Source organism: Peribacillus sp. NPDC097895, assembly GCF_050277555.1.
Taxonomy (GTDB): domain Bacteria; phylum Bacillota; class Bacilli; order Bacillales; family DSM-1321; genus Peribacillus.
Genome location: NZ_JBNNSH010000005.1, coordinates 146565 through 171927, shown reverse-complemented (window position 1 = coordinate 171927; position 25363 = coordinate 146565). Strand labels below are relative to the sequence as shown.

The 25363-nt window shown below is 39.1% G+C and carries 23 protein-coding genes and 1 pseudogene; 18 read left to right on the top strand and 6 right to left on the bottom strand.

What is annotated here, in order from left to right:
- Window positions 1–11: 11 nt before the first annotated feature.
- The 3 genes and pseudogenes from ACQKMH_RS21985 to eutC all read left to right on the top strand — a co-directional run.
- A complete protein-coding gene (locus ACQKMH_RS21985) occupies window positions 12–1418 on the top strand; it encodes an ethanolamine ammonia-lyase reactivating factor EutA (RefSeq protein WP_427589518.1) in 1407 nt (468 codons plus the stop codon).
- An 18-nt stretch (window positions 1419–1436) separates the two neighbouring features.
- On the top strand, window positions 1437–2801 hold the full coding sequence (locus ACQKMH_RS21980; protein WP_427589517.1) for an ethanolamine ammonia-lyase subunit EutB: 1365 nt from the start codon (window positions 1437–1439) through the stop codon (window positions 2799–2801).
- A 5-nt stretch (window positions 2802–2806) separates the two neighbouring features.
- Window positions 2807–3568, top strand: a pseudogene (gene eutC / locus ACQKMH_RS21975) (ethanolamine ammonia-lyase subunit EutC); the annotation flags it as partial.
- A gap of 27 nt (window positions 3569–3595) precedes the next feature.
- Here the strand turns inward: eutC and ACQKMH_RS21970 are convergent.
- On the bottom strand, window positions 3596–4321 hold the full coding sequence (locus tag ACQKMH_RS21970) for a DUF4261 domain-containing protein (RefSeq protein ID WP_427589516.1): 726 nt from the start codon (window positions 4319–4321) through the stop codon (window positions 3596–3598).
- A 264-nt stretch (window positions 4322–4585) separates the two neighbouring features.
- On the opposite strand from ACQKMH_RS21970, the gene ACQKMH_RS21965 reads away from it, so the two are divergent.
- Window positions 4586–5305, top strand: coding sequence for a YebC/PmpR family DNA-binding transcriptional regulator (locus ACQKMH_RS21965; protein ID WP_427589515.1), 720 nt, complete (start codon window positions 4586–4588; stop codon window positions 5303–5305).
- Window positions 5306–5396: 91 nt separating this feature from the next.
- On the opposite strand, the gene ACQKMH_RS21960 is transcribed toward ACQKMH_RS21965, so the two are convergent.
- Entirely contained in the window at window positions 5397–6803 is a 1407-nt protein-coding gene (locus ACQKMH_RS21960; protein WP_427589514.1) for a polysaccharide deacetylase family protein, read from the bottom strand.
- 185 nt (window positions 6804–6988) lie between these two features.
- Between ACQKMH_RS21960 and ACQKMH_RS21955 the strand changes: the two genes are divergently transcribed.
- Window positions 6989–7504, top strand: coding sequence for a sigma-70 family RNA polymerase sigma factor (locus ACQKMH_RS21955; RefSeq protein ID WP_427589513.1), 516 nt, complete (start codon window positions 6989–6991; stop codon window positions 7502–7504).
- Window positions 7489–8358, top strand: coding sequence for a DUF3298 domain-containing protein (locus tag ACQKMH_RS21950; RefSeq protein WP_427589512.1), 870 nt, complete (start codon window positions 7489–7491; stop codon window positions 8356–8358). The genes ACQKMH_RS21955 and ACQKMH_RS21950 overlap by 16 nt, the downstream gene beginning before the upstream one ends.
- A gap of 82 nt (window positions 8359–8440) precedes the next feature.
- Here ACQKMH_RS21950 and ACQKMH_RS21945 read toward each other — a convergent pair whose 3' ends face one another.
- Window positions 8441–8665: a hypothetical protein gene (locus tag ACQKMH_RS21945; protein ID WP_427589511.1), complete on the bottom strand. Its 225-nt coding sequence runs from the start codon at window positions 8663–8665 to the stop codon at window positions 8441–8443.
- A gap of 320 nt (window positions 8666–8985) precedes the next feature.
- Here ACQKMH_RS21945 and ACQKMH_RS21940 point away from each other — a divergent pair, with 320 nt between their 5' ends.
- From ACQKMH_RS21940 to yfmH, 11 genes are all read left to right on the top strand, one after another.
- Entirely contained in the window at window positions 8986–10479 is a 1494-nt protein-coding gene (locus ACQKMH_RS21940; RefSeq protein ID WP_427589510.1) for a peptide MFS transporter, read from the top strand.
- A gap of 597 nt (window positions 10480–11076) precedes the next feature.
- Window positions 11077–11895, top strand: coding sequence for a hypothetical protein (locus tag ACQKMH_RS21935; RefSeq protein WP_427589509.1), 819 nt, complete (start codon window positions 11077–11079; stop codon window positions 11893–11895).
- Window positions 11879–12697 (top strand): hypothetical protein, encoded by an 819-nt coding sequence (locus ACQKMH_RS21930; protein WP_427589508.1) that lies wholly within the window; start codon window positions 11879–11881, stop codon window positions 12695–12697. Before ACQKMH_RS21935 ends, ACQKMH_RS21930 begins: the two co-directional genes overlap by 17 nt.
- Window positions 12698–12783: 86 nt before the next feature.
- Entirely contained in the window at window positions 12784–12948 is a 165-nt protein-coding gene (locus tag ACQKMH_RS21925; protein WP_230158848.1) for a hypothetical protein, read from the top strand.
- A 21-nt stretch (window positions 12949–12969) separates the two neighbouring features.
- Window positions 12970–13134: a hypothetical protein gene (locus tag ACQKMH_RS21920; RefSeq protein ID WP_427589507.1), complete on the top strand. Its 165-nt coding sequence runs from the start codon at window positions 12970–12972 to the stop codon at window positions 13132–13134.
- Between the two features lie 99 nt (window positions 13135–13233).
- Window positions 13234–15006, top strand: coding sequence for an asparagine synthase (glutamine-hydrolyzing) (gene asnB / locus ACQKMH_RS21915; RefSeq protein ID WP_427589506.1), 1773 nt, complete (start codon window positions 13234–13236; stop codon window positions 15004–15006).
- Window positions 14996–15838: a DUF692 family multinuclear iron-containing protein gene (locus ACQKMH_RS21910; protein ID WP_427589505.1), complete on the top strand. Its 843-nt coding sequence runs from the start codon at window positions 14996–14998 to the stop codon at window positions 15836–15838. The genes asnB and ACQKMH_RS21910 overlap by 11 nt, the downstream gene beginning before the upstream one ends.
- Window positions 15825–16979: an aKG-HExxH-type peptide beta-hydroxylase gene (locus ACQKMH_RS21905; protein WP_427589504.1), complete on the top strand. Its 1155-nt coding sequence runs from the start codon at window positions 15825–15827 to the stop codon at window positions 16977–16979. Before ACQKMH_RS21910 ends, ACQKMH_RS21905 begins: the two co-directional genes overlap by 14 nt.
- Window positions 16980–17039: 60 nt before the next feature.
- Window positions 17040–18314, top strand: coding sequence for an MFS transporter (locus ACQKMH_RS21900; RefSeq protein ID WP_427589503.1), 1275 nt, complete (start codon window positions 17040–17042; stop codon window positions 18312–18314).
- On the top strand, window positions 18311–19558 hold the full coding sequence (locus ACQKMH_RS21895) for a M16 family metallopeptidase (RefSeq protein WP_427589502.1): 1248 nt from the start codon (window positions 18311–18313) through the stop codon (window positions 19556–19558). Before ACQKMH_RS21900 ends, ACQKMH_RS21895 begins: the two co-directional genes overlap by 4 nt.
- Window positions 19559–19567: 9 nt before the next feature.
- Complete coding sequence (yfmH, locus tag ACQKMH_RS21890; protein ID WP_427589501.1) at window positions 19568–20791, top strand: EF-P 5-aminopentanol modification-associated protein YfmH; 1224 nt, start codon at window positions 19568–19570, stop codon at window positions 20789–20791.
- A 305-nt stretch (window positions 20792–21096) separates the two neighbouring features.
- Here yfmH and bioA read toward each other — a convergent pair whose 3' ends face one another.
- From bioA to ACQKMH_RS21875, 3 genes are read right to left on the bottom strand one after another with little or no spacing between them, the layout of a single operon-like run.
- Window positions 21097–22479, bottom strand: coding sequence for an adenosylmethionine--8-amino-7-oxononanoate transaminase (gene bioA / locus ACQKMH_RS21885; protein WP_427589500.1), 1383 nt, complete (start codon window positions 22477–22479; stop codon window positions 21097–21099).
- Window positions 22476–23183 carry a dethiobiotin synthase gene (bioD, locus tag ACQKMH_RS21880; protein WP_427589499.1) on the bottom strand — a complete coding sequence of 236 codons (708 nt, stop codon included), beginning with the start codon at window positions 23181–23183 and terminating at the stop codon, window positions 22476–22478. The genes bioA and bioD overlap by 4 nt, the downstream gene beginning before the upstream one ends.
- Entirely contained in the window at window positions 23162–23746 is a 585-nt protein-coding gene (locus ACQKMH_RS21875; protein WP_427589604.1) for a biotin transporter BioY, read from the bottom strand. Before ACQKMH_RS21875 ends, bioD begins: the two co-directional genes overlap by 22 nt.
- A 602-nt stretch (window positions 23747–24348) precedes the next feature.
- Here ACQKMH_RS21875 and bioB point away from each other — a divergent pair.
- Window positions 24349–25341 (top strand): biotin synthase BioB, encoded by a 993-nt coding sequence (bioB, locus tag ACQKMH_RS21870; protein ID WP_427589498.1) that lies wholly within the window; start codon window positions 24349–24351, stop codon window positions 25339–25341.
- The last annotated feature ends 22 nt before the right edge of the window (window positions 25342–25363 follow it).

The following is a 25363-nucleotide window of genomic DNA, read 5'->3' as shown; positions in this document are numbered from 1 at the left end:
GTGTGATTTTAATGAATGAACAGGTGGAAAAGATCATCAGTGCAGGAATTGATATTGGCACAAGCACGACCAAGCTTGTTATCAGCGAGCTTTCGCTCAGGAATGTGGCAGGTGGCGGACAGGTGCCTAAAATCGAAATTACCGATAAGAAAATTCTGTACCGAAGTCCAATTTTCAGGACCCCGCTTTTATCCGATACGGTCATTGATATTCCTGCTATTCATAGATTGGTAGAGAATGAGTATTCTCATGCCGGGATCACGATGGAACACATACAAACAGGGGCAGTCATCATCACAGGGGAGACGGCAACCAAGCAAAATGCAGAAGAAATGGTACACCAGTTATCGCAAGCGGCAGGGGAATTCCTGGTAGCGGCGGCGGGTCCGGATTTGGAGGGAATCATCGCCGCCAAGGGATCAGGTGCCTATCAACATTCGATTGAGACGAGAAAGACAATAGCGAACATAGATATTGGCGGAGGAACTGCGAATATTGCCGTATACCGGACTGGTATCCTTTGTGGAACATGCACACTGAATATAGGAGGCCGTTTGGTGGTATGGGAGGGAAAAAAGATGAAGGTTGCCCCTTCAATAAGGAAATGGCTGAAATCAATTGGGTATTCTCCTTTTAATGCTGACGGGGCAATGATTGCAAATGAAATGGCGAAGGTGCTTTCGAGGTTTTTGGCCAATTCATTTACAAAAGAAGATGAACTCCTTTTAGTGGGGAAGGTGCCATCTTGGACAGGACGAATAGAAGGATTGATGTTCTCGGGAGGAGTCAGTGATTGTATCTATCATGAAGAACGGGTGGATAAAAGCTTTCGGGATATCGGTATGATGCTTGCCGATTCCATAAAAGAAAATGAAGAATTGGCTGCTTGGGAGTGGGAACATCCAACTGAAACGGTTCGGGCGACTGTTCTTGGGGCAGGCTCACATACAACTGAAATCAGCGGGGCCACTATCGAGGTGAATGATTCCCATCTGCCGATTCGCAATATTCCAGTCTATCGGCTCGATTTTGAAGGCGTGCTGGAAAACGGAATCGAGAGATTGAAGCAATCGGTTCAGGATGCGATCACGATATACGACGCCTTGCAGGAGGGGTTGAATTTTGCCTTTTATTTAACGAATCTGCCTTATCTTTCATTTCGTGACATTCAGCTGCTTGCAGCCACTTTTACCGAAGCATTGAAGCAAAAACCGGATCAGCAGCAACCACTCATAATTGTCATGGATAGTGATTATGGAAAGGTGCTTGGTCAGACATTTATGGCGAATCGACCAGATCTGCCGGTCATCTGTATTGATCAGACACAAGTGGAACATGGTGATTATTTAGATATAGGAAGGCTATTGCAGACAGGGGTCGTTCCGGTTGTCGTTAAAACGCTAACCTTTCACAACTAAGAAACGGAGGAATATTCGATGAAATTATCCACTCAATACTTTGGAGAAATCCATCAATTCAAATCGTTGAAAGAAGTCTTGGCCAAAGCGAATGAAGAGAAGTCAGGAGATAGGCTTGCGGGAATTGCGGCAGATACTGTCCAGGAACGGATTGCGGCAAAAGCGGTGCTTAGTGAATTGACTTTGGCAGACATTAGGAACTATCCATTACTTTCTCCGGAAGAGGATGAAGTGTCGCGGGTCATAGACGGTCTCATCAATGGGACCATCTATCAAACTGTGAAGAATTGGAGCGTTGCCGAGCTGCGTGAATATATTTTGAGTGACGAAACGACGGGCGAGGATTTAAAGCGAATAAGCAGGGGGTTGAATAGTGAAATGATTGCAGCCGCTGCCAAACTCATGTCGAACCTCGACCTTGTCCATGCTGCCAATAAAATTGAAGTGCTCACAAAGAATAATAGCACGATAGGATACAAGGGAACGCTTGCCTCACGCCTTCAGCCTAACCATCCGACGGACAATGTCAATGGAATGCTTGCTTCTTTAAAAGAGGGCCTTTCCTATGGAATCGGGGATGCACTCATTGGAATCAACCCTGTCGATGATTCAGTCGAAAGCGTAAAGAGGCTGCTACATGCGACTCAAGACGTGATTCAGAAGTGGAATATCCCGACGCAAAATTGTGTGCTTGCCCATGTGACCACCCAAATTAAAGCCGTGCAGCAGGGGGCACCTGCTGACATGATCTTTCAAAGCATAGCCGGGACGGAGGCTGCCAATCGTTCTTTTGGCATTAACGTTCGATTACTCGAAGAAGCGAATGAGGTCGCAAAGTCCTATGGGACGGGTACGGGTCCGCAGCATCTTTATTTTGAAACGGGGCAAGGTTCCGAGTTATCGGCGGAAGCCCATTTTGGAATCGATCAAGTGACGCTTGAGGCCAGGAACTATGGGTTTGCCCGCTATTTTGATCCGTACATCGTCAATACGGTCGTCGGATTCATCGGACCTGAATATTTATATAACAGCAAGCAGGTCATCCGTGCCGGGTTGGAAGATCATTTCATGGGGAAAATGCATGGGCTGCCGATGGGTGTGGATATTTGCTATACGAATCATATGAAAGCGGATCAGAATGATATCGAGGATTTGGGCGTACTTTTAACAGCGGCTGGGGTGAATTTCATCATCGCAACTCCGATGGGCGATGACTGCATGTTAAACTATCAGTCTTTGAGTTACCACGATATAGCGACATTGAGACAAACGATGGATAAGCGGCCTGCACCATTATATGAAGCCTGGCTGGAGAGGATGGGGATATTGGAAAACGGCAAGTTGACGAAGCGTGCAGGCGATCCAACTATATTTAACCATTAGGAGTGGATGAAATGGGAATGAACGATCCATATAATAAGGAAGAATTGGATGCTTTGAAAGCGAATACTCCTGCCCGGATAGGTGTAGGCAGAGCGGGGACACGTCCGAAAACGGATTCTTGGCTTAAATTCCGTTTTGACCATGCCGCAGCCGTTGATGCTGTATATGGTGAAGTCAGTGAGCTTCTATTGAAACGCTTGAACTTGTTCAAGGTGAAAACGAGGGCTGGTGATAAAGAGGTGTATTTACGCCGTCCGGATTATGGAAGGAAACTTTCGGATGAAGCTAAGCGGATGATTGAAGCCAAATGCATAAAGACCCCTACGGTTCAAATCATCATTTCCGATGGATTAAGTGCCAAGGCGATCGAAGATAATGTCGAGGACGTTTATTTATCTTTCAAACAATCTTTGGCAGGGGCAAAACTGGATACAGGTACACCGTTTTATATTGAAAAAGGCAGGGTTGCCGTTATGGATGATATCGGTGAAATCCTGAGGCCTAAGGTGATCGTCCTGCTGATCGGCGAGCGGCCTGGTCTTGTCAGTGCTGAATCATTAAGCGCTTATATTTGCTATAAACCCTGTTTGGGTACGATTGAAGCGGAAAGGATGGTCATTTCCAACATTCATAAAGGAGGCATTCCACCTGTTGAAGCGGGAGCACACCTTGGCACGGTCATTCAAAAGATCCTCAAATACCAGGCAAGCGGCATGTCACTCGTAAAGAAAGAAAATGAAGAAGAAATGAGTGCGGAATCAGTATGACAAAATAAAAGAGGAGCATTTGCTCCTCTATTTGCTTGTTCCCAAATTCCATAATCCAAATGGGTTGTAGAAGGGATTGTCTTCTTCGTATCTAAAGTCCTGAAGGCCTTTCAAAATAAAGGTGGGAGCATCTTTTTGTATGCTAAAGGTTTCACCATTTGTTAAGAGAGGTCGTTCACCTACATGGTAATAATTGAACGTATTAAGTAATGCGGCCGCTTCTTTCGGACTCATTGTGTTAAGTGTCACGGCATCCGGAAGGCCAAACGCTTTCATTCCGAATGAACAATAATAATCTTCCTCACCAATGATCGTGACAAAATGAGCGTAAACTGAAAGAATATCCGGGTTATGATGAAGCTGCAGCCAATCCATCTTTGAATGGGCAATGCCGGCTGTCTCTATTTTCACTGCCAATCCGCCTGCCCTGAGGATTGCTGCGCCTGCGTCGATCAGATCCGTAACATTTCCTGTATCTGATATATCGGCAATAATATAGACGGTAAAGGTATGATCATTGATTTCCTCTAATAAGCTCTCTGAAAAGGCTCCTTTACTGGCGTAGGAAAAGGTCTCTTTTAAAGTCGGTTCATAATCCTGTACTTCAGCCTGAAAAGTGATGTTCTTATCCTTGTTGTGAAAAATATTCCCGGCTAACAGGTACCCCTCGCTTTTTGAAGCGAGCGTTTGAATCAACTCCGTCCGGTGTTTCCATTTTCCGGGTATCCCGATGATGATTTGGTTTTCCGTCATGTATCGTATCTCCTTTCCAATCACTTCATACTATACCACTCTTGATATTTTCCATAGTATTTTATAAACATAAGCGCCAAGTAAGCCCATTTAATGCAATGGAGAAAATGTGCAGGACTTTTTCAAAGTTATACAATTGATGTATAATATAATCGAGTAAACGTATATCCTGTCTTCAGAGGGTGTTCGTGAGAATTCCCTGATAGGACAAGTATTATAATAATCTATTCGTATATATTCAATGATGAAAGAGAGTGGAATATAATGGGTCGTAAGTGGAATAATATTAAAGAAAAAAAAGCGTCAAAAGATGCAAATACAAGTCGTATTTATGCTAAGTTCGGACGGGAAATTTATGTAGTGGCAAAACAAGGTGAACCAGACCCGGAATCCAATCAGGCATTAAGGGTCGTGCTTGAGCGTGCGAAAACGTACAATGTACCAAGAGCGATCATTGACCGTGCCATTGAAAAGGCAAAAGGCGGTTCGGAAGAAAGCTATGACGAGCTTCGTTATGAAGGATTCGGACCAAATGGATCAATGGTCATTGTTGATGCATTGACGAACAACGTAAACCGTACGGCATCTGATGTACGTGCCGCATTTGGGAAAAATGGCGGGAACATGGGTGTCAGTGGATCTGTTGCTTATATGTTCGATGCAACGGCTGTAATCGGGATTGAAGGTAAAACGGCTGACGATGTGCTTGAGCTATTAATGGAAGCGGATGTTGATGTACGTGACATCATTGAAGAAGAAGAATCGGTCATCGTTTATGCTGAACCTGAACAATTTCATGCTGTACAGCAAGCATTCAAGGATGCAGGCATCACCGATTTTACTGTGGCGGAGCTGACGATGCTTGCTCAAAATGATCTAGCCCTTCCAGAAGATGCCCAATCACAATTCGAAAAAATGATTGATGCATTGGAAGATTTGGAAGATGTTCAGCAAGTGTATCATAATGTGGATCTTGGTGAATGAAAAAACAGAGCAGACCTTTTATCAAAGGTCTGCTTATTTTATCTTCATGCAAAAGAGCCTGTTTCAATTGAAACAGGCTCTTTCCTTTTGATTACTCATTTATGACGATTCCGGAACGTTCACGGTCTTTATTTACCTTCTCCAACTCAGAAATGGTGACCATTTGATAGCCTTCGTCATGAAGTTGCTTGATGATTTTTCCTGCAGCCTGGGCACTAGTTTGGTAGATATCATGCATTAATATGATTTTGCCATCTTTGGCTTTACTCATCACTTTGTTCACGATTTTCTTTTCATCGCGTTCTTTCCAATCTTCGGGATCAATATCCCAAAGTATGACTTGCATATCCTTCATATTTTCACGTGCATTACTGTTGATCGCACCATATGGGGGACGGATGAGCAATGGCTTTGCACCAGTGGCTTTTCCTACAGCGTCCTGGGTTTTTTCGATTTGGCTTTTAATTTTGTTCTTGCTTAAGCGCGTCAGCTGAGGATGATCCCATGAGTGGTTGCCGATTTCATTACCTTGTTCCAGCATTTTTTGCAGAACAACAGGATAGTGCTGTACGCGGCTTCCTAATACGAAAAAGGTCGCATGTGCATTATACTTGTTCAGGTCTTTCAGAATGGACATGGTATGACTGGGATGCGGTCCGTCATCGAACGTTAAGGCAATGACCTTTTTGGATGGGTCAATCCATTCATTATGGACGGGAAGCTTTGCGACGATATGTTTTGGCTGCCATTCCTTTACACGATCCTCATTCAAATCTTGACTTTGATATGAATCTAGCAAACTATTTTTGAACAGTTCCTTCTTGATGGCTATAGTATGAGTCTTAGCTGAGTCATCAGTCTTAACATAAAAAACAAGCGTATTTTTCAAGACTGAAAAAGAATCGAAGTTGGCGGCATTCAGTTTGTTATCCTTTTTAATAAGACTCTTTGAAATGCCTTCTTCTTCCTTCTCGGTTAACTCTTCAAAAACAATATCTGATAAAACGGATAAATAATCGGTATCCTTGGCAAAAATGTCTTCTATGGAGAGCTTTCGCTGAGACGGAATGTCATAAGTGAAGGTCCGTGATTCAGACTGCTTCTTTGCTTCGACTTGTTCATATTTTTCGAAGGTGATGGTAATGGTCTGCTTTGAGAAATGGAGGATCGTATACGTGAGGTTAAGCTCAGACGCTTTTACGTCGGAGGCTTTCCATTTCTTTTCGTATTCCTTAATTTCTTTCTTTATGTAAGCGTCTAGTTGCGTGTCGATATTTTCTATATGGAGAACGGGTCTGCTTACTGAATACCCGCCTTTCGTATTATCTTTTACATACGTTTGAATATCAGCTTCTGGATAATTTTCATCGCTTGTATAGGCCGAAACGGTTCGCTTTTTATCAAAAGCAAGGCTTTTGATGGCTAAGCCCAACGTTCCCGCTGCAGCTGTTAGACAAAATAGAAAAATAAAGACTTTTTTATAATTTAATTTCCTCATGATGCACTCCACCTCGTTTATCATTCTACTATATAGACGCGCCAAAAGCCTTAAAAGTTTGTAAAAAATTTCATTATTTTATATGGAAAAGTTTCATTAGCTATTTTCAAACTTTTATAGCAGGTAGTGCGTCTATCCTTTGTACCTAGGATACGTAACTTAAATGTAAGGAGCTCTATAATGCAATGAAAAATCTAGATATGAATCAGTTATTGGCCGCAAGGATAACCGAACGGCAAGAAAATTTATACAGGCTAGCTTTTTATTATGTTAAGAATCAAGAGGATGCACTTGATATCGTGCAGGAATCGATCAGAAAAGCGCTAGCCTCCAGCAATAAAATCAAAGACGCTGCTTCTATAGATAGTTGGCTATATAAGATCATAGTACGAACGGCACTTGATATTTTGCGAAAGAAAAAGAAACTGACCGTCGCCGATGATGAAACAATAGAATACTTACGCAGCGGAGAGGAAGATTACTACCCTGACCTGGATTTGCAAAAGGCACTTGAAGGACTTTCGGTCAAGTATAAGACGGTAGTCATTCTACGATTCTTTGAGGACCTGAAGTTGGAAGAAATAGCGGAAGTGCTGGAGGAGAACGTAAGCACCGTTAAAACGAGATTATATAAAGCACTGCAACTATTACGGGTCAACATGACTGAACAGGAGGAAACGAAAAGATGGAAAAAAAATTAAAAGACTTGCGGGAAGAGTATCTTCAAGCACCGATCCCTAAGGAATTGAAAGATGTCGTTCAAGCGGCCTTGAATGAAAAGCCCAGGAAGAAGCCATGGTTTGGCAGGAACATTTTGGTGTCAGCGGCAGCAGCACTTCTGATTGTGACAGCTTCCGTCAACATCAGTCCGGCAGCAGCGAAAGCGATGAGTGATATTCCGATAGTCGAAAAGGTCATCAAAATGATTACCTTCGTCGAATGGAAAGAAGAAGTCAATAATTCCTCGGCAGTAATCAAAACACCTGCCATTTCTGGTCTGGAGAATAAACAGCTGGAAAATGGTTTGAATGATAAATACTTATCGGAAAGCAAGCAGCTCTACAAGGAATTCACGGACTCCATGTCAAAACTGAAGGAAGGGGAAAAGGGAAATATCTCAGTGGAAAGCGGATATAAGATATTGACTGATAATGAAACGATCTTATCTGTACAGCGTTATACGGACAAGATTTCTGCCTCCAGTTCTACAGAAAGTCAATTTGATACAGTCGACAAGAAAAACGAAGTGCTTTTAACGTTAAATAGCTTATTTAAAGATGATCGCTATCTGCAGGTGATCAGCGAGAACATCAAGGAACAGATGAAGCAGCAAATGGCAGAAGATCCGGATAAAATATATTGGGTCGAAGATGATGATCTTACTCCATTTAAAGGCATTGATGAGAAGCAAAACTTTTATATAAACAAAGATGGCAAGCTTGTCATCGCCTTCAACAGCTTTGAAGCTGCCCCAGGATATATGGGGGCCGTCGAATTCATCATCCCGACCAAGGTACTCTCAGACCTTCTTGTGGGCAATCAATATATTCATTAGAACGGACTTCATTATTCTTAAGATGGGCGAAAGGTTTTTAGAACAGGGATGCACGTTAAAAAGACGAACCAACGTTACTTGACTACAGTAACCTTGGCTCGTCTTTTTTTTCATCGAATTTCATCTGATCTAGTTCCAGCCTCATTTTCTCTGTTTCCAAAAGAAAGTTTTCATGCTTAATTTTTTCGAGTTCCAACTCATCTTTGAGCATACTGTGTTTGGTTTTTGATTGTTTCTCGAAATGGCTTGTCAGAATGCCAAGTATGGGGATGGAAAAAATCATCACAACGGTTATGGTACCGAGCATTTTTATGCCTCCTCATTTTGTATTATTTCTATTATACGGTGTATAGAACGGTTTTGGTTGGGGTTTTTTCGTTATTATGTTTTGGCCTTCATTTAATTGGAAAAAGGTAAATAAAGAGGTATTAAACATAATATCATTGGAGAAGTTAGGGCAATATATCAATGATGACGATTCCTATCAGATGGTGTGATTCGCAGTGTAACATGCATGGTGAAAAGCTACTAATATTTATTTTGAAATTAATTATTTAAATATACTAAATATTTGTTTACAACAGAGAAAATAAAAGTTATTATACAATAATAAAAGGAGGGCTAGGTATGGCAACGATAAATAAACAGAAAATTGTGGATAGCGTACCCCAAAAAGGTTTTTTTGGGAACCCGAAAGGATTATTCACCCTTTTCTTTACTGAGTTCTGGGAGCGTTTCTCCTATTATGGCATGAAGGCCATTCTTGTTTACTATATGTATTACGAAGTTTCTAAAGGGGGACTAGGTCTTGATGAAACAACAGCACTTGCCCTAGTATCCATCTACGGATCTTTAGTATATATGTCAGGTATAATTGGCGGATGGCTCGCTGATAGGATTTTCGGGACATCAAAAGCCGTATTTTACGGTGGTATCTTGATCATGCTCGGGCATATTGTCCTTGCTGTACCAGGCAGTCTCTCCATGTTCTTTGTTTCCATGGTACTTATCGTTCTGGGTACTGGTTTATTAAAACCTAATGTCTCCAGCATCGTTGGGGAAATATACGCGGAAAATGATGATCGCCGGGATTCCGGTTTCAGTATATTCTATATGGGTATCAACATGGGTGCATTCCTTTCACCGTTTGTTGTCGGTACAGTCGGAATGGACTACAGCTTCCATCTTGGTTTTGGACTGGCAGCAATTGGTATGTTGATTGGACTCATCGTCTTTGTTGCAACAAAGAAAAAGAACTTAGGCTTGGCTGGAACTCTTCCTGCTAACCCATTATCACAAGATGAAAAGAAAGCGGTATTCACTAAACTGGGAATAGCTGCATTGATTGTAGCTGCCATAATCGGCATCACAGCCACTAAAGGTATCTTGACGATTAAGACCTTTATTAATCTTGTCGGTATCCTAGGAATCGTTATTCCGACCCTTTATTTCATTTTCATGTATCGCAGCCCTAAAACAACTTCTGTTGAACGTTCCCGCTTGATTGCCTATATTCCTTTGTTTATAGCAGCTGTCATGTTCTGGGCGATTCAAGAGCAAGGTGCAACTATATTAGCAAGCTATGCTGACAAACGGACACAGTTGAATTTTGCTGGAATAGAAATTAACCCGGCATGGTTCCAATCATTGAATCCTTTGTTCATCATTACCCTTGCACCAGTATTCGCCTGGTTATGGATTAAATTAGGAAAGCGTCAGCCGACCGTTCCTCAAAAATTCTCAATAGGTCTACTGTTCGCCGGCTTATCATTCTTGGTAATCCTGCTTCCTGTTTATTTCGGCGGATCAGACTCATTAGTCAATCCACTATGGCTTGTACTAAGCTATTTCCTTGTAGTACTCGGAGAACTTTGTCTATCACCTGTTGGACTTTCAGCAACTACAAAATTGGCTCCGGCTGCCTTCTCGGCACAAACGATGAGCTTGTGGTTCCTGGCAAGTGCAGCAGCACAAGCACTGAACGCACAAATCGTTAGATTCTACACACCTCAAACCGAAATGGCTTATTTTGGAGTGATTGGAGTTGCGTCAATAGTCCTTGGACTGGCCCTGTTGGCCTTATCACCAAAGATTCAAGGTTTCATGAAAGGCATTCGCTAACACAAGGCCTGTCAGTTTGTTTAGAAAAAGAATATGCATTAGTAGAAGATGACCTCTGTATAGGGTCATCTTCTTTTTTTATTCCAAATGTCCTTTTTTGTGTTCCTTGCATATCGGGAGTGTGGGATTCAATTCGATATTATATTGAAATTTTATTTAAGGTTATGATTCAAAACTTCATTTATTAATAAGATTCACAATGAACATCCGACTTTATTGCCATTATCATGACCATCTGATTATCCCTAGTAAATCCATTATAATCCCTATTGAAATTAGATAGATTCCAAAAGTGACCAGTGGAATTATTCTCCTGCGGGAATACGCGTCCAAGGGAGACCCCGCAGTCGCAAAGAGCACCGAGGGCGGAGATCGCCTGCGGAAAGCGAGTGCCCTACGTTCCGATCAACGGTCAAAGTTTACAAAGAAACAGTGGCAAAATCAATTATTATCGAGTTTGTCTACAGTCTGAAACCCTTATAATGATATTTTCCCGTGTTAGCATATGACAAATACTACAAATTCCTCATTTTAGAAAAAAATATAGATTTTTCCATTTATTTGTAATAGTATCATCTATATTAAAAGCTGAATTTTATGAAAAAGGGGGCGAAAAAAATACTTAAACGAATCGTGCATATTGAAGATTCAGATAGTGCGCTAGTTCAAGGCAAACTTATTGGAGGATCTCCAATAGACTCTGTTGTATTCAGTAACATATTTTCTGATAGAACGAAAAATACTTCTAAAATGCTATATTCCCAATTCAATATTGAGACCACTTTAGCCATACCATATACGGATCAACATTCAAATTTAATGAAAGATTACGTTAGCTTAATAACGGAATTAAAAATTGGAAAAATAATTTTGAAGATTGGAACATGGGGAATCAATAATTCGTTCATGGATCCGGGTGGATTCCAGTATCAAAATCAAAAATCAATCCAGGATTTACAATCTTGGATTTCTGATTTTAAAAAAAATCATGATATCCCCATTTATTTACATCCGATTAGACAATTATCACTATCCCCCCCATTATTTTATAAAAAGATAATTACTCAATTGAGTGATTTACATATTCCTTTATCAATTGATTTAGGCTGTGTATTGTCTGACTATAAAAACTGGGGAACGGAGTACAAAAAAGAAATTCTCGGGATTCTTAAAGAAAATCCTTTAATCTCAATGTTTTGGTTAAGCGCTGTTAGAAAGGCTGGAGATGCCTATATACCATGTGCTTGTGAAAGAGTGGATGATGAAATATGGGGTATATTGGATTTTTTGATATGTGAAGATTCTGCGTTGATATTAATGACAGACAGACTGTCTAGTGATTCACAAATTACTACGGATATAAAAAAACTAATGAATGTAAAGGGAGCCGTGCCTAAACATGAGTACTTCAATTAAGCATGAGATAGCCTTACAGGATTTGCTTGTGAAAATGAGCATTGACCCTAAGTGGAGTCCAGATATCAAGGGTGGGAAATTCCAGCAAACAGTAAAAAGAATGGGCAAAGAAGAACTGCTTCACGTAAATTTACATGCATTTCATTCAGAAAGAAGAGGAAGGTGGTTACAAATCCTAGCCCATTTAACAACCATATTCTCAAATGGTGTCCCCTTATTAAGCGAAGAATTAAATGCCTCTAACGATAATGAATTAATAGAAACAAGTTTAATTAACGAATTCTTTTCATCTCCTTTTTTATGGAACATCGAGTTCAGCATTCCTCACCCCCTAGGCTATGGCAAAGGAATAGAAAAAGCTACTGCTTTTATATACTTTCTTAGATCGCAAAAAGAAATGCTTCCATTAAAACTGGTGGAACTTTTCGAATTAGAATATGCCATATTCAAAGCTTCCTATAAATTACCTAGCAAAAATACGTCCTTAATTGAGGGGACTCTTTATAAAAACACTTCAGCTACAATTATCAAAACAAATTATGATGTATTAAGCGTAATTGAGGGTAACAATGAATTCCATCCATTATTACCATGCGAATCATTTTATATCGTTTCACCATTAAATAAGACTTATAGAATAAATGCAAATTACTTCACCCTTTTATCTTCTTATGAGGAAGGATATACAACAGATAATCTTAATGATTCTGAAAGAAATATAATTTCTTCTGCTTTAAAACTCAGAATACTTTGTGCTAACGCTTTGGATATAGAGGAACAGCTTATTACACATAAACTCTAGCATTAATTAGTCTAGTACATGGATAGGATATAGCGCACCAAACCAATAATAAATTTTAATACATAGTGGGGGAAGGAGGAACATATATGGATAAATCAAATAAAGACCTAGATTTAAATGCAGATAAAAAAGAACTTTCATTAAATGAGTTACAAGAGCTTGTTGCTCCCGGGTTTCTTGAAGCCAATCCGAATGGTGGCTTACGAGATGCTGTACTAGGCCAGCTTCTTGGGCCACGTACTGATAACTAATTTTAAGGAGGGGAAGATAAAATGGAAAAAATAAAAAAGAATACCGAACTAAATTCCGATAATAAAGAACTTACATTAAATGAGCTGCAAGAACTTGTTGCTCCTGGTTTTCTGGAAGCTAATCCAAACGGTAGCTTAACGGATGCCGTTTTAGGCCAGCTTCTTGGGCCACGTGTTGATAATTAAAGAGTAATTGACTAGTATTTAAATTTATTATTTTTGGTGCGTTATGCCATATCCATGTATTGGTTTTATTTATTATCATGTTCAATTTGGAGGTATAAAATGTGCGGTATATCTGGGTTTCTTGGAAGGGAAAATAACAAACCTTTATATGTGAAGCGATGTTTAAATGGAATGAAGCATCGAGGACCTGATAATTGCAGCATTGTGGACCTAGATCATATTTCAATGGGAACTGTTAGATTATCAATTAGAGATACTAATGAAGAAGCCAATCAACCATTCATTAGTTCTTCTGGGAGATGGATCATAACCTTTAATGGAGAATTAAATAATTTTCAGCAGTTACGGATTGAGCTGGGTTGTTCATGGAAAACAGAATGTGATACAGAAGTAGTTGCAGAGCTGTTTGAAAAGTTCGGGAATGAAGGGTTACAAAAATTAAGAGGAATGTATTCCATTGCTGCATTTGATACTCATACTGAAAAACTTTTTTTAGCACGTGATTTTCCAGGAATCAAGCCTCTATATTGGGCAAAAACTAAAAAACGAGAATATATCTATGCTTCTGAATTCCCTGCACTACTAAACACGTTAAAAAGTTTACATGAAGATTGCCTAATAACAGAAGAACAATTCTATGAATATCTAATGTATCGAGACACATTGCTTGAACCAATGACTTTGATCGATTCTATTAAGAAAGTCTCACCAGGGGAAACGCTCGAATTAAGTTTGGATGAAGAGATCGTCTCACATAAGCTGTCGAATGCTTATGAGAAAAATAAACCAGCAGATTTAGAAAGTCTTTTTACTCAAGCGATAACAAGTGTAATGGAACCGAATCAAAAATTGGGCATGTTCCTATCTGGTGGAGTTGATTCAAGTACGGTTTTATCAGAATTAGTATCTCAAGGTGCCAATGTAGAAGCATTTACGCTAAGGTATGAAAAAACAGGTGATTTCTCATATTCTGAAGTGCCATTTAGTAAGTATGTCTGTGAATTTTTGAATGTACCCTTAAATGAAGTGATTCTATCAGAAAAAGAGTTTATTGAATTATTGCCTGAAGCGTTATCTAACCAGGATGGGTTATCAATGGATCCAACCATAGTGGCATATTATGCTTTAGGAAAAGCCGCAGAAAAAAGAGGTCTAAAGGTTGTTATTACAGGTACAGGCAGCGATGAAATATTCGGGAGCTATGACTGGCTGCATTCGGATTCAATGGAACAATTCGATCATTGGATGAAATCGGCTACAACAAAAAATTTATTATTGATTGATGATGATGTATGGCATCATATTGGTGAAACATGCTTTCAAGACCGAAAACATAAAATAGAAGGTTTCATGACGAATGGAGAAAATTTAGGAGATGCAATCCGTAGCTTTGGTTTTTATCATTTAGAAGCTGATGCGTTACCGAGAGTGGATTTAGGGACAATGAATGCTTCAGTGGAGTGTAGAGTGCCATTGTTAGATCAAGATTTTTTACGTGCAGCCTTGGCATTACCACCCGATAAGGAAAAAAGCCTTTTCCGTAATCTCAGTAAAAACAGAATTCCTATTGAAATACAAAAAAGACCGAAATGCGGATTTCCTCATCCTGTTTTTGTATGGATGAAACATGGTGAACTAGGAAGAGTCGCTTATGAATTTTTACAAACAAGCCAGTTGAAGGACTTAATCAATTTTAAAGAATTAGATAAGTTCCTGAATGATCGTTCAAGTCTTTTAGGAAGGAATCCCTCTGCCCATTTATATGATTTAGGAAGTTCATTTTGGTATTTATATAGCTTTGCACGATGGTGTGATATACATAAAGTAAAAGTGCCGATTATGAAGCGTCAGGAGGTCATTTATGAAAACTGAAACACTTTCGAAAAAAGAAGCGACATTGGGAAAAAAATTAGGGATAGGGGTTGCCTGGATAGACTCTCCGGAGTATTTAAGATTTATAAACAGCGAATTAGATCCCTTATACCACTATATTGAGGTACACCTCCCATCCAATATTCAAAATGTGCCGTCAAATTTCGAGAAAATTGCTCATTGCAGCACACTGCCATTGGCGGATATACATGAACCGACAAAAGACCTAATAAAAGCAGTCTTTCAACAAGCCAAAGAAATTAAAGCCCATTGGATAGGTGAACACCTTTCCATTTTAGGAACTACAGATGGGCTTCAATTTGGTTATATTTTTGCTCCAATTAAAGATGAAGGTTTAAAGAATAGAGTTATAAAAAAAATTAAGAGTTATCAAGAAACATATGGAACACCGTTTGTTATTGAATTAGGTCCTCGATATCATGATTGGGGAGGAGTAGATGTTTTAGAGGACTATAAATTATTGAAATCAATTTCCATCGAAGCCAATATTCCAATCATTCTCGATATTCCTCATACATGGGCAACTGCTAAAGCGTTTCACAAATCTTTTGAGGATTTATTAAGCCTTTTGAAAGGAGCTCATATTACCGAGATTCATATTGGAGCTAGCGGTGTATCCAAACAGGGACAGATTTCTTTTGAACAAAGCTGGAATCAACTAGTCATTTGTTTAGAAATGTTCCCTGATGTTCGAGGTATTACGGTTGAGTTGGGGAAAAATACAAAAATAGAAGACTATTGCAATACTGTGAGAGAAGTATCTAAAAGATTCCAAAGCAGTAAATGGAGGATTAATAATGAAAACAATTGATTTTAAAAACTTATTGACTCCGGCAAGTTTAGATATTAATAGCGATGTTCACAAACAATTACTTTCTCTTAGAAATATTAAGGCTTTAGAGTTAATCCATGCAAATGAACCTGAAAACCTAAAATGGTTGGGAGATGCAATCAAGATATTCAGGAATTGTAATGCAGTAGAAAGAAATATTGTTCTTAATAAGCCGTATGTTTACTTATGGATTGAACAGTATAAGAATTTTTCCTCAATGGACGAAATAGAAAAACAAACGTGGATTTGGAATGGTTTTCTGCACATATTCTTACAATTGAAATATAAAATAAATGCAACGCTAGAAAACTTCGAACTCAGATTCAACGTGGAACCAAAGAATCTTTTCATGAAAGGCCTGACAGAGAATCAAGATCTTAAAGAAATTCTGGTAATAAGTGAAAATAACCACATTACTTTTGAAGTGGAAAAAGAAGGTTGCAAAGTGAATGGAAAAGATCTTAACAAACCATCAAAACATCCATTCATTACAAATGAAGTTTTTTGGTTCGAAGAATATGTAAACATTGCATCCTCTGCCGAATTGCGTATGAATATGGGAAGCACTGAAATTGTATCGCAGGAGATAAAGGAGACTTTTGAAGAAGCGTTGCAATTAATCAAAAATACTTGGCCGGAAATGTTTGACGAAATTGATAATAATATAGAAAACATTGTGTTTTTCAACCCACCTGGTCTACCTTTCTTTTCTGATTTTCGAGTACATGGAATAATCTTTGCTTGTCATGTTTCAAGACCTGTAGTTAAAGTTGCTGAATGGTTAATACATGAGGCAAGTCATGGTAGATTGAATACACTTATGTGCGCAAGGCCCCATATTTTCAACGATATGAAGCCTATTTATAGGTCACCATGGAGAGATGAATTAAGACCTTTATACGGTATATACCACGGATGTTTTGTGCATTGCAGAGTATTACATTTTTATCGGTTATTGAAACAAAACCGGTCCATTGATCATGCTGAATTAATAAATGAAGAAATAGATAGAATTAGAGAAGAGTTACAACTCGGTTTAACCACGATTCAAGACCATGCTTCCTTGTCGCCTGATGGAGAAGCACTCGTACATGACATGCATAATTTGGTTATGGGATAGTTCCAAAGGTTAAACGGATTACAAGGTCATTTTGCATTCAAATTAGTTGGGGGTATCTTCTTGCACTTATTACATCAATATAAGAAATATACACCAGTATTAAATGAAAAAAGGTTTTCTTATTTATGCTTATCTGAGTCACTTTCCACACTTGGTAACATGGCACAAGGAATAGCTCTTGCTGCCTATATTTTTACTTTATCCCAATCCGTATTCATCTTTGGTCTATTTCTCATTATTCGTTTCGCACCGCAATTTTTACTTTTTTCAATTGCCGGCAATATAGTTGATAAATATTCTAGACGGTTTACCTTAACAATAATAAATATATTGTTAGCACTTTTAATAAGTGTAATGGCGTTTAATTCTCATAGTACGACCACCATTCTTATTATCACATTGCTTATTGGCATTATCGAGCTACCTTATCATCCTGCCCTTTCCTCAAGTATCCCATCTCTTGTGAATAAAGATCAGTTAGGCTTAGCTAATGGGCTAATGGGGATTTTAACAAGTATAGCTAGAGTAATCGGTTCAGCGATTGCCGCTTTCGGATTATTAAATGACACTGTAACCGGTTTGCTGATTTTTAATGCAATTACATTTTTTATTGCTGGAATAATAACTTGGACTAAGCTTCCCACTGCAAATCTGGATAATGATTCTTCTATTTTGAAAGGTAGCCAGGAAAGCACAAGCTCCAAAGAAAGTGGATTAATAACCAGTGTCAAATATATAAAAAACCACATGGTTCTAAAAAACCTGATTTTCGGATCATTTTTGATTTGGGGATGTCTAAGCATCACAGATGTTTTGTTAGTTCCCTTGCTAAACTCCACCATTCAAGACGGTGAGAAATATTATGGTGTTTATCGATTTATTGCAGCTCTAGGTATGTTGATAGGGAATTATTTAACGGTTCCTTGGAGAGAAAAATATTTGTCTTTGAAAATAACTAAATATGGATATGTATTACCTTTGGTCATTTTATCATTTAGTAGTATTGGTATTGCTCTGTCACCCTTTATATTAGGTCCCATATTATATTTATTTTTATGGATAGCGATGTTTCTTCCATCCAATTTATTAAATGTTGAACTTCAAACTACGCCAAATCATATTAGAGGGAAGGTAATTTCCATTGCGGATGCGTTAGATGGAATTTTATTTATATTGTTAACTGGCCTATTACCTTATTTATCTTATTTTATAAGTGTCGAAAAATTGCTGATAGGTGCCTCTTTACCCTTTGTAGTTATAAGCTTAATTTTAACCTATAACTTCATAAGATCCTTTTATATCAATAAAAAGAACAAAAGCTTGGAGGTAACATGAGAAGTGATTTTTTAACAAAAAACTTTAGAAATATCAACTTCCACCTTTTGCCTTCGAAAAAATATTTTCAAACTACAATCGCTGTCAGAATCTATTTGGACCTTGATGAGAAAGTGGCTACTGGTGCTGCATTACTACCGTATATTTTACTGCATGGAAGTGAACAATTTAGAAACAATCTTTTAATCCAGTCAAAACTTGATAAAGAGTACGGAGCAAAAATAGGAGTCTCCATTGATAAAAAAGGCAATAAACAGGTTTTATGTTTGTCACTTAAGTTTTACAACCAAAATCACAAAATAATCAATCCGGAAATATTAAATATTTTGCATGATTTATTAACCAAACCATTAATAACAAAGAAATCAGTTGAAATTGAAAAAAAGCTTCATTTATCAAGAATCAATAATGAGATTTTTAATGCGTATAATTATTCTTTTAAAAAGAGCCTTCTATATTTACAAAGCAAACCACAAAACTTGTATATTGACCAGATAGGATCCATCTATGAAATAGAAGAGTGGAATGAGACAAATTTGGCCTCTCTCTATCAAAAGATACTTCAAACATCCTCCATACATATGTATGTAATTGGAGACTTTAATGAAGAAGATGTTTTGGAACAATTATGTCGCTATTTTCAAATAGAAAATGATACCACAGACCAAACAATGATTCCTCCAAGCCCCGTGCAAAGCAATGTAAAAACATATAATTCCGAAAAATATCAGTTTAAACATTCGATAATGACGACATGTATAAGTACAGGGGGAATAACGTTTAAAAACAAGGATTACCCCGCATTAGTGGTGTTTAATCGGCTTTTAGGTGGTTCCCCACACTCCAGGTTATTTATGAATGTAAGAAATGATCTCAATGCCGCTTATTCAATTATAAGCATACTGGATGCGATAAAGGGTCTTCTATTCATACAAACAGCTTTTGATCCCGCTTCTGAAGAAATGGTACTTAGAAAAATATTTGATGAAATCAAGTCGATAAAAGAAGGGGCATTTACAAAAATTGAACTAGAGGCCACTATAAAAACGGTGATAAATAGTTATAAACTATCTCAAGATTCCCCAATTAGCCTAATTGATTTTCATCAAAATGGGATCGTTAGCGGTCAAGTTAGGACCATGGATGAAATGATAGATTGCATGGAGCGTATAAAACCTCAGGATATACAAGATGCCGCTCAAGTTTTACAAGGTTATTCCATTTACACTTTGGGGGAGAGATAAGGAGACTGCATGTTTACTGGTAGTTTTATAGAAAAAAAGAAGATAAACGGGTTAGAAACTTATTTAGTAAATAAAAGAGGTTTTCACGAAAATTATATTCTCCTATCCATCGACTTTGGAGGGATGGATAGCCATTCTATTTATCATGAAAAAGAATGTAATGGAAAAATCCCTTATGGAACGGCTCATTTTTTAGAGCATCTAATTATACAAAATAATCAATTTGATGCCTTACATAGATTTGGGGGAATGGGATCTTCTATAAATGCTAGTACGAATTTTGAATATACTTCATATGTAATATCTTGTACGGAACAGCTTGAATTAAATATTCAAATGATATTAAAACTTATTCAATCCATTTCTATAACTAATGACATGGTGGAAAAAGAAAAAAAAATCATTAAGCAAGAAATTTTACATTCACAAAGTAATAAGAAAGCCAAATGCTTCAGTAATTTATTATCAGACTTATACGGGGATGAAAGCGGGGTAGCACAACCAATCGTAGGGAATTTCGCGAGTATAGATTCACTGGATGCCAACATCATGGAGAAGTGTTTTCAGAAATTCTATTCAATTGAAAATATGAAATTGATTATAATTGGAGATATAATCCCTGAAGAAATCTATTCAATTATAGGGGATGAGGTTACTGGTTCTACTTTGAAAGAAAAAAATGGATACTTGCCTTTATTACCTGTCAAAAGAGAGAGTTTAAAGATCGAACCGATTAATACTAATCAATCGGTCTTATTATTGGGAAGTACGATTGCCAATGAAAGTGTGGCGTCATCTGGTACGGATATCCGAAATGAATTTATGATAAGAATAGGATTAGAAATACTATTTGGCAGAACCTCCGACTTTCAGCAAAAAATCTATAGTCACTCTCTTGTGGATAGAGACATCGATGTAAAATACGAAATATCCAATAGTTATTCTTTCTCCTTTTTAAGTGCCATCACAAGCAAACCATGTGTACTTATGGAAGAAATTAGATTAGCAAAAAATAAGATACAAGCGCGAAGTATCGATGATTATGAATTTTTGATTTCTAAACGAAGGATTATCGGAATGATTATCGACGTATATGATAATCCAACAAAATTAGCGAACTCCATTCTTCATTATTCTACAAGAGGAATGAATTTTTGTGATGTTATTAAAGTGATTAACAAGATTACAAAAAAGGAGGTTATGGATGCTTTATATTCACACATTTTAATCTAAAATGAGCAAGCGACCATAAATTCCTTTGAGTCTTGTGGCATAATAATTTTTTTATTGGGTTATCAGGTAAGAAGGATTATAGTAAAGAAGTTTTGGGGCGTTTTGCGAAGAGGTTGGATTTGATATAGGATGTTTTGGCAGCTTACTAGATTTATAATGATAGTACAGAGGGGATCAGCTTTTTTCAATGAGGAAAGCCTTGTGGACCTTATCCATGTTCTTTCTTTTAATGGCTGCTTTTCACGAAAACAAAAGATTCAATCGAAAAGGAACCGGAATGAAACACTCATCCGGTTCTTTTTGGGTCAGTTTGCTGCTGGAATCAATCCTTTATGAATAGAGACTTCTTGTATGGACCGATAGACGGTATCGACCATGGTCTTCAGTTCCTTTTCTGACATGGAAAGAATCGGCATCATCGTGATGACTGGACCAAGCTCCCGAATGATCAGGCCATTTTCCCGTGCGGTTTGGATGATTCCGGAAACGACGTTTTCCTGGAGCGTGAACGTTTCTTTTGTTAGGCGGTCTTTCACGATTTCCACTCCAATCATGAAGCCGCGCTGGCGGATATCGCCGACTATCGGAAGTTCGTTTAGTACTTGCAGTTTTTCGGATAGATATTTTGATTTTTTCTGGATGTCTTCAATGAGATTGCGGCTTTCCATTAGCTCGATATTCTTCAGGGCAAGTGCACAAGCTAGCTGATTTCCTGTATAGGTGTGGCCGTGATAAAAGGTTTTATGCTCTTCACGTTCTCCCAAAAAGGATTGAAAGATCTGCTCGTTCATGATGGTTGCTGCAAGAGGCATATAGCCGCCAGTGATCCCTTTCCCCATGCACATGATATCAGGGACGACATCTTCATGTTCGCAGGCAAACATCGTACCGGTGCGACCGAATCCTACGGCCACCTCGTCACAAATTAAAAGGATATCGTACTTCTTACATAATTGTTCGACCTCTTTTAAAAAGCCTGGTGGATGGGTTATGATGCCTGCGGCACCTTGAACGATCGGTTCGATGATCATTCCTGCAATTTCCTCTGATTGTTCTTGCAGTAACTTCTCCAGTTCCTTCAAACAATGGTTTTTCACTGCTTCTTGATCTCCGTATTCTGTCATGTGATACGCATAAGGTGAAGGGGCGGAAATTCGTTCGAATAATAGAGGCTTAAAGATTCTATGGTATAGATCCATTCCGCCCACACTCACGGCTCCAACCGTATCACCGTGATATGCTTCGTCCAGGGAGACGAATTTGTTTTTATACTGATGTTTGACGGGATCGATATTCTGCCAATATTGATAAGCGACTTTAAGGGCGATTTCCACAGCTGCAGACCCCGTGTCAGAGTAGAAGACCTTCGATAAATGACCAGGTGTGATTTCAGCCAGTTTTTTTGCCAGTAAGATAGATGGTACATTTGCAGACCCCAGCAGGGTCGAGTGCGCGACTTTGTTCACTTGTTCAATAAGAGCGCCGTTTAATTCCGGCTCATTATGGCCGTGTACATTCACCCATAATGAAGCATAGCCGTCCAAATATCGTTTGCCATCCACATCAATCAGGTAGCTACCTTCGCCGCGCTCGATGATTAACGGTTTACTTTCCCGATACGTTTTCATTTGTGTGAACGGGTGCCATACATATTCCTTATCCCATTGTTCTAATTCCTGTCCATTCATGCTTTGAACACCTCTTTCAGTTGTTGGGTATAATCTTGATCACGAAGTAAATCAAGGGTAAGGCTCCTCAAGTCTTTTCTGACATCGGCAAGTGTTGGAATGCAGGCAAGGCCAACGAGACCTGTCAGCTTTTCTATGGTTTCGATATTATCATTTTGAATCCGATCCTCTGGCCGATAGTGGTTATATACAATCGTTTTAACGCATATATCATGAATTTGCGCATAGGAATGCGTCGTCACGACATGATGGATCGCGCCTAAACCACATGTGGATACGAATACGGCAGGCATGCCGCAATCCCTAATGAAATCCTTCGTCATATAAAAACTGTCCGATCGTTCAATGAGCGGAACAGCCAGTCCACCTGCCCCCTCGACTAATACGATGTCATACATTTCCTCAAGCTCATGGACTCTTTCCACGACTTTCTTTACATCGATTTGACTACCAGTTAATTTAATCGCCAAATGTGGAGAGGTTTCAGGTTCAAGCGTGTAAAACCCTGATCCCTTTACACCAAGTTCCTGCTCGAACCAAGAAATGTCCGGGTATGTATTCGATTCCTCGATGATTCCAGTTTGAAACGGCTTGAAAATCGTAACGCTTTTTCCTAATGCTTGAAGTGACAGATAAAGTGCACTCGTGACAATCGTTTTTCCGATATCCGTGCCAGTTCCGGTTATAAAGTAGGCTTGGCCCATAGATGATTCAGCTCCTTTACGTTTATATATCTTGCAATGCGTGGACGGACTTGTTGAATGATGACAGCACATAGAATGCACAGCAGCAAATCACCTGGTGCAGGTAATACGAAGCCGTAAAGAATCGTTTGGTTGATTGAAAGCGGCGTTTCCACAATCCACTTCATCGCGCCATACAGCCAGATGCAGCCGAATAAGTAAACAGTGAGCAATGTGGCAAGATTAGCAAAGAAAATGGAACGAATCTTGGAGAGATCATAACGGTAGATCAGCCAGCCGTTTACATAGGCCCCCAGTAAATACCCGACTAAATAGCCGAAAGTTGGTTTGAATATATAGCCGAACCCGCCGCCCTCAGCAAACACCGGCACTCCGATGAGTCCGATCAAGATGTAGCATAACTGACTGAGCAAACCAAGACGTGGCCCCAACAATGCACCGGCTAAATAGACTGCCAGAATTTGCAGCGTGAATGGTATGTAGGGGATGGGTATTTTAATAAAGGCACCAATTGCGGTTAACGCGGTAAAAAGGGCCACATAAGAAATCATTCTTGCTTTCAAGTTTCTAACCTCCTTTTTTGAAGTTGTAGTCAAGATGCCCACTATTAGTTTGCCTGATTCATATTTTATATGTCAACTAATTTATATTTTGGTTAACATATAAAGTGCAATTATTCTGATGATCAGAAGGACAGACTAGGAAAATATTGAAAATTAACATTGAATAATATTTTGTTTGTATGGTATTATTCATCCATATGTTAACTATAAAAAAAATAAGTTAACATATCAGAGGATTTGGAGGCGCAGAACGCATCTTCAAAACATGAGCCGGCGTCTTTTTAACGAATTGTCCGCTCTTGGCTACACAGTATCGGGGGGAGAAACACCATTATCTGCGGTGAACCGGAACGGGCCATGCTCCTTTCCAAAGAATTACATCAGGACGGAATTTACGCATCAGCGATTCGTCCTCCAACAGTACCGAATGGAACTTCGCGAATTCGTATCACTTTAATGGAGACACATCACGAACAACACATCAATCATGTGATCGATGTGTTGAAAACAATCCGTTCCAATGGATTCAGTTAATAGGGGATTCGTCGCGGCAACAGTTATCGGAAGGCATATACACCACTAAAAGAAAAGAGGAATTGGATTTGGAAACATTAACAAGGGATTGGAAGAGGTTAGCGGAAAACGTAATCAAAGGGTATAAAGTGACAGCGGATGAGGCATTATCCATCGTGCAAGCTCCAGATGAAGAAGTTTTGGAAATTTTGAATGCAGCATACCTCATACGCAAGCATCATTATGGAAAAAAGGTCAAATTGAATATGATCATCAATACGAAATCAGGATTATGTCCCGAAGATTGCGGTTATTGCTCGCAGTCCATCGTATCGGAAGCCCCAATCGATAAATATGCATGGCTGACTAAAGAAAAGATTATCGAGGGAGCACAAGAATCAATTCGTCGTAAAGCGGGTACGTATTGCATCGTTGCTTCCGGCCGGCGTCCAACCAACAGGGAAATTGATCATGTCATTGAAGCTGTCAAAGAAATCCGCGAAACAACGGACCTTAAAATCTGTTGCTGTCTAGGCTTCCTGAATGAAGAACATGCCGGAAAATTAGCGGATGCTGGGGTTCACCGCTACAACCACAATTTGAATACATCACAGGAAAACTACAGCAATATTACATCGACACATACATATGAGGACCGGGTAGATACAGTCGAAGCTGTGAAAGATGCTGGAATGTCCCCATGTTCAGGTGCCATTTTCGGTATGGGGGAATCTGAGGCGGAGACGGTGGAAATCGCTTTATCCTTACGCAGCCTTGATGCGGATTCCATTCCTTGTAATTTTCTCAATGCAATTGACGGAACGCCACTGGAGGGAACTTCCGAGCTTACACCTACTAAATGCTTGAAATTGATTTCAATGATGCGATTCGTTAATCCGAGTAAAGAAATTCGTCTGGCAGGCGGTCGTGAAGTCAACCTCCGTTCCATGCAGCCCATGGCACTTTATGCAGCCAATTCCATCTTCGTCGGCGATTATTTAACGACAGCTGGCCAAGAACCAACGGAGGATTGGGGAATCATCGAAGATTTAGGGTTTGAAATCGAAGAGTGTGCTCTTTAGAGCAGTAAAAACATGGCGAAAG

Bases quoted from the DNA above. Each gene is read 5' to 3' on its own strand.
- ACQKMH_RS21985 (WP_427589518.1), top strand. From the start codon at position 12: ATGAATGAACAGGTGGAAAAGATCATCAGTGCAGGAATTGATATTGGC.
- ACQKMH_RS21980 (WP_427589517.1), top strand. From the start codon at position 1,437: ATGAAATTATCCACTCAATACTTTGGAGAAATCCATCAATTCAAATCG.
- ACQKMH_RS21970 (WP_427589516.1), bottom strand. From the start codon at position 4,321: ATGACGGAAAACCAAATCATCATCGGGATACCCGGAAAATGGAAACAC.
- ACQKMH_RS21965 (WP_427589515.1), top strand. From the start codon at position 4,586: ATGGGTCGTAAGTGGAATAATATTAAAGAAAAAAAAGCGTCAAAAGAT.
- ACQKMH_RS21960 (WP_427589514.1), bottom strand. From the start codon at position 6,803: ATGAGGAAATTAAATTATAAAAAAGTCTTTATTTTTCTATTTTGTCTA.
- ACQKMH_RS21955 (WP_427589513.1), top strand. From the start codon at position 6,989: ATGAAAAATCTAGATATGAATCAGTTATTGGCCGCAAGGATAACCGAA.
- ACQKMH_RS21950 (WP_427589512.1), top strand. From the start codon at position 7,489: ATGGAAAAAAAATTAAAAGACTTGCGGGAAGAGTATCTTCAAGCACCG.
- ACQKMH_RS21945 (WP_427589511.1), bottom strand. From the start codon at position 8,665: ATGCTCGGTACCATAACCGTTGTGATGATTTTTTCCATCCCCATACTT.
- ACQKMH_RS21940 (WP_427589510.1), top strand. From the start codon at position 8,986: ATGGCAACGATAAATAAACAGAAAATTGTGGATAGCGTACCCCAAAAA.
- ACQKMH_RS21935 (WP_427589509.1), top strand. From the start codon at position 11,077: ATGAAAAAGGGGGCGAAAAAAATACTTAAACGAATCGTGCATATTGAA.
- ACQKMH_RS21930 (WP_427589508.1), top strand. From the start codon at position 11,879: ATGAGTACTTCAATTAAGCATGAGATAGCCTTACAGGATTTGCTTGTG.
- ACQKMH_RS21925 (WP_230158848.1), top strand. From the start codon at position 12,784: ATGGATAAATCAAATAAAGACCTAGATTTAAATGCAGATAAAAAAGAA.
- ACQKMH_RS21920 (WP_427589507.1), top strand. From the start codon at position 12,970: ATGGAAAAAATAAAAAAGAATACCGAACTAAATTCCGATAATAAAGAA.
- asnB (WP_427589506.1), top strand. From the start codon at position 13,234: ATGTGCGGTATATCTGGGTTTCTTGGAAGGGAAAATAACAAACCTTTA.
- ACQKMH_RS21910 (WP_427589505.1), top strand. From the start codon at position 14,996: ATGAAAACTGAAACACTTTCGAAAAAAGAAGCGACATTGGGAAAAAAA.
- ACQKMH_RS21905 (WP_427589504.1), top strand. From the start codon at position 15,825: ATGAAAACAATTGATTTTAAAAACTTATTGACTCCGGCAAGTTTAGAT.
- ACQKMH_RS21895 (WP_427589502.1), top strand. From the start codon at position 18,311: ATGAGAAGTGATTTTTTAACAAAAAACTTTAGAAATATCAACTTCCAC.
- yfmH (WP_427589501.1), top strand. From the start codon at position 19,568: ATGTTTACTGGTAGTTTTATAGAAAAAAAGAAGATAAACGGGTTAGAA.
- bioA (WP_427589500.1), bottom strand. From the start codon at position 22,479: ATGAATGGACAGGAATTAGAACAATGGGATAAGGAATATGTATGGCAC.
- bioD (WP_427589499.1), bottom strand. From the start codon at position 23,183: ATGGGCCAAGCCTACTTTATAACCGGAACTGGCACGGATATCGGAAAA.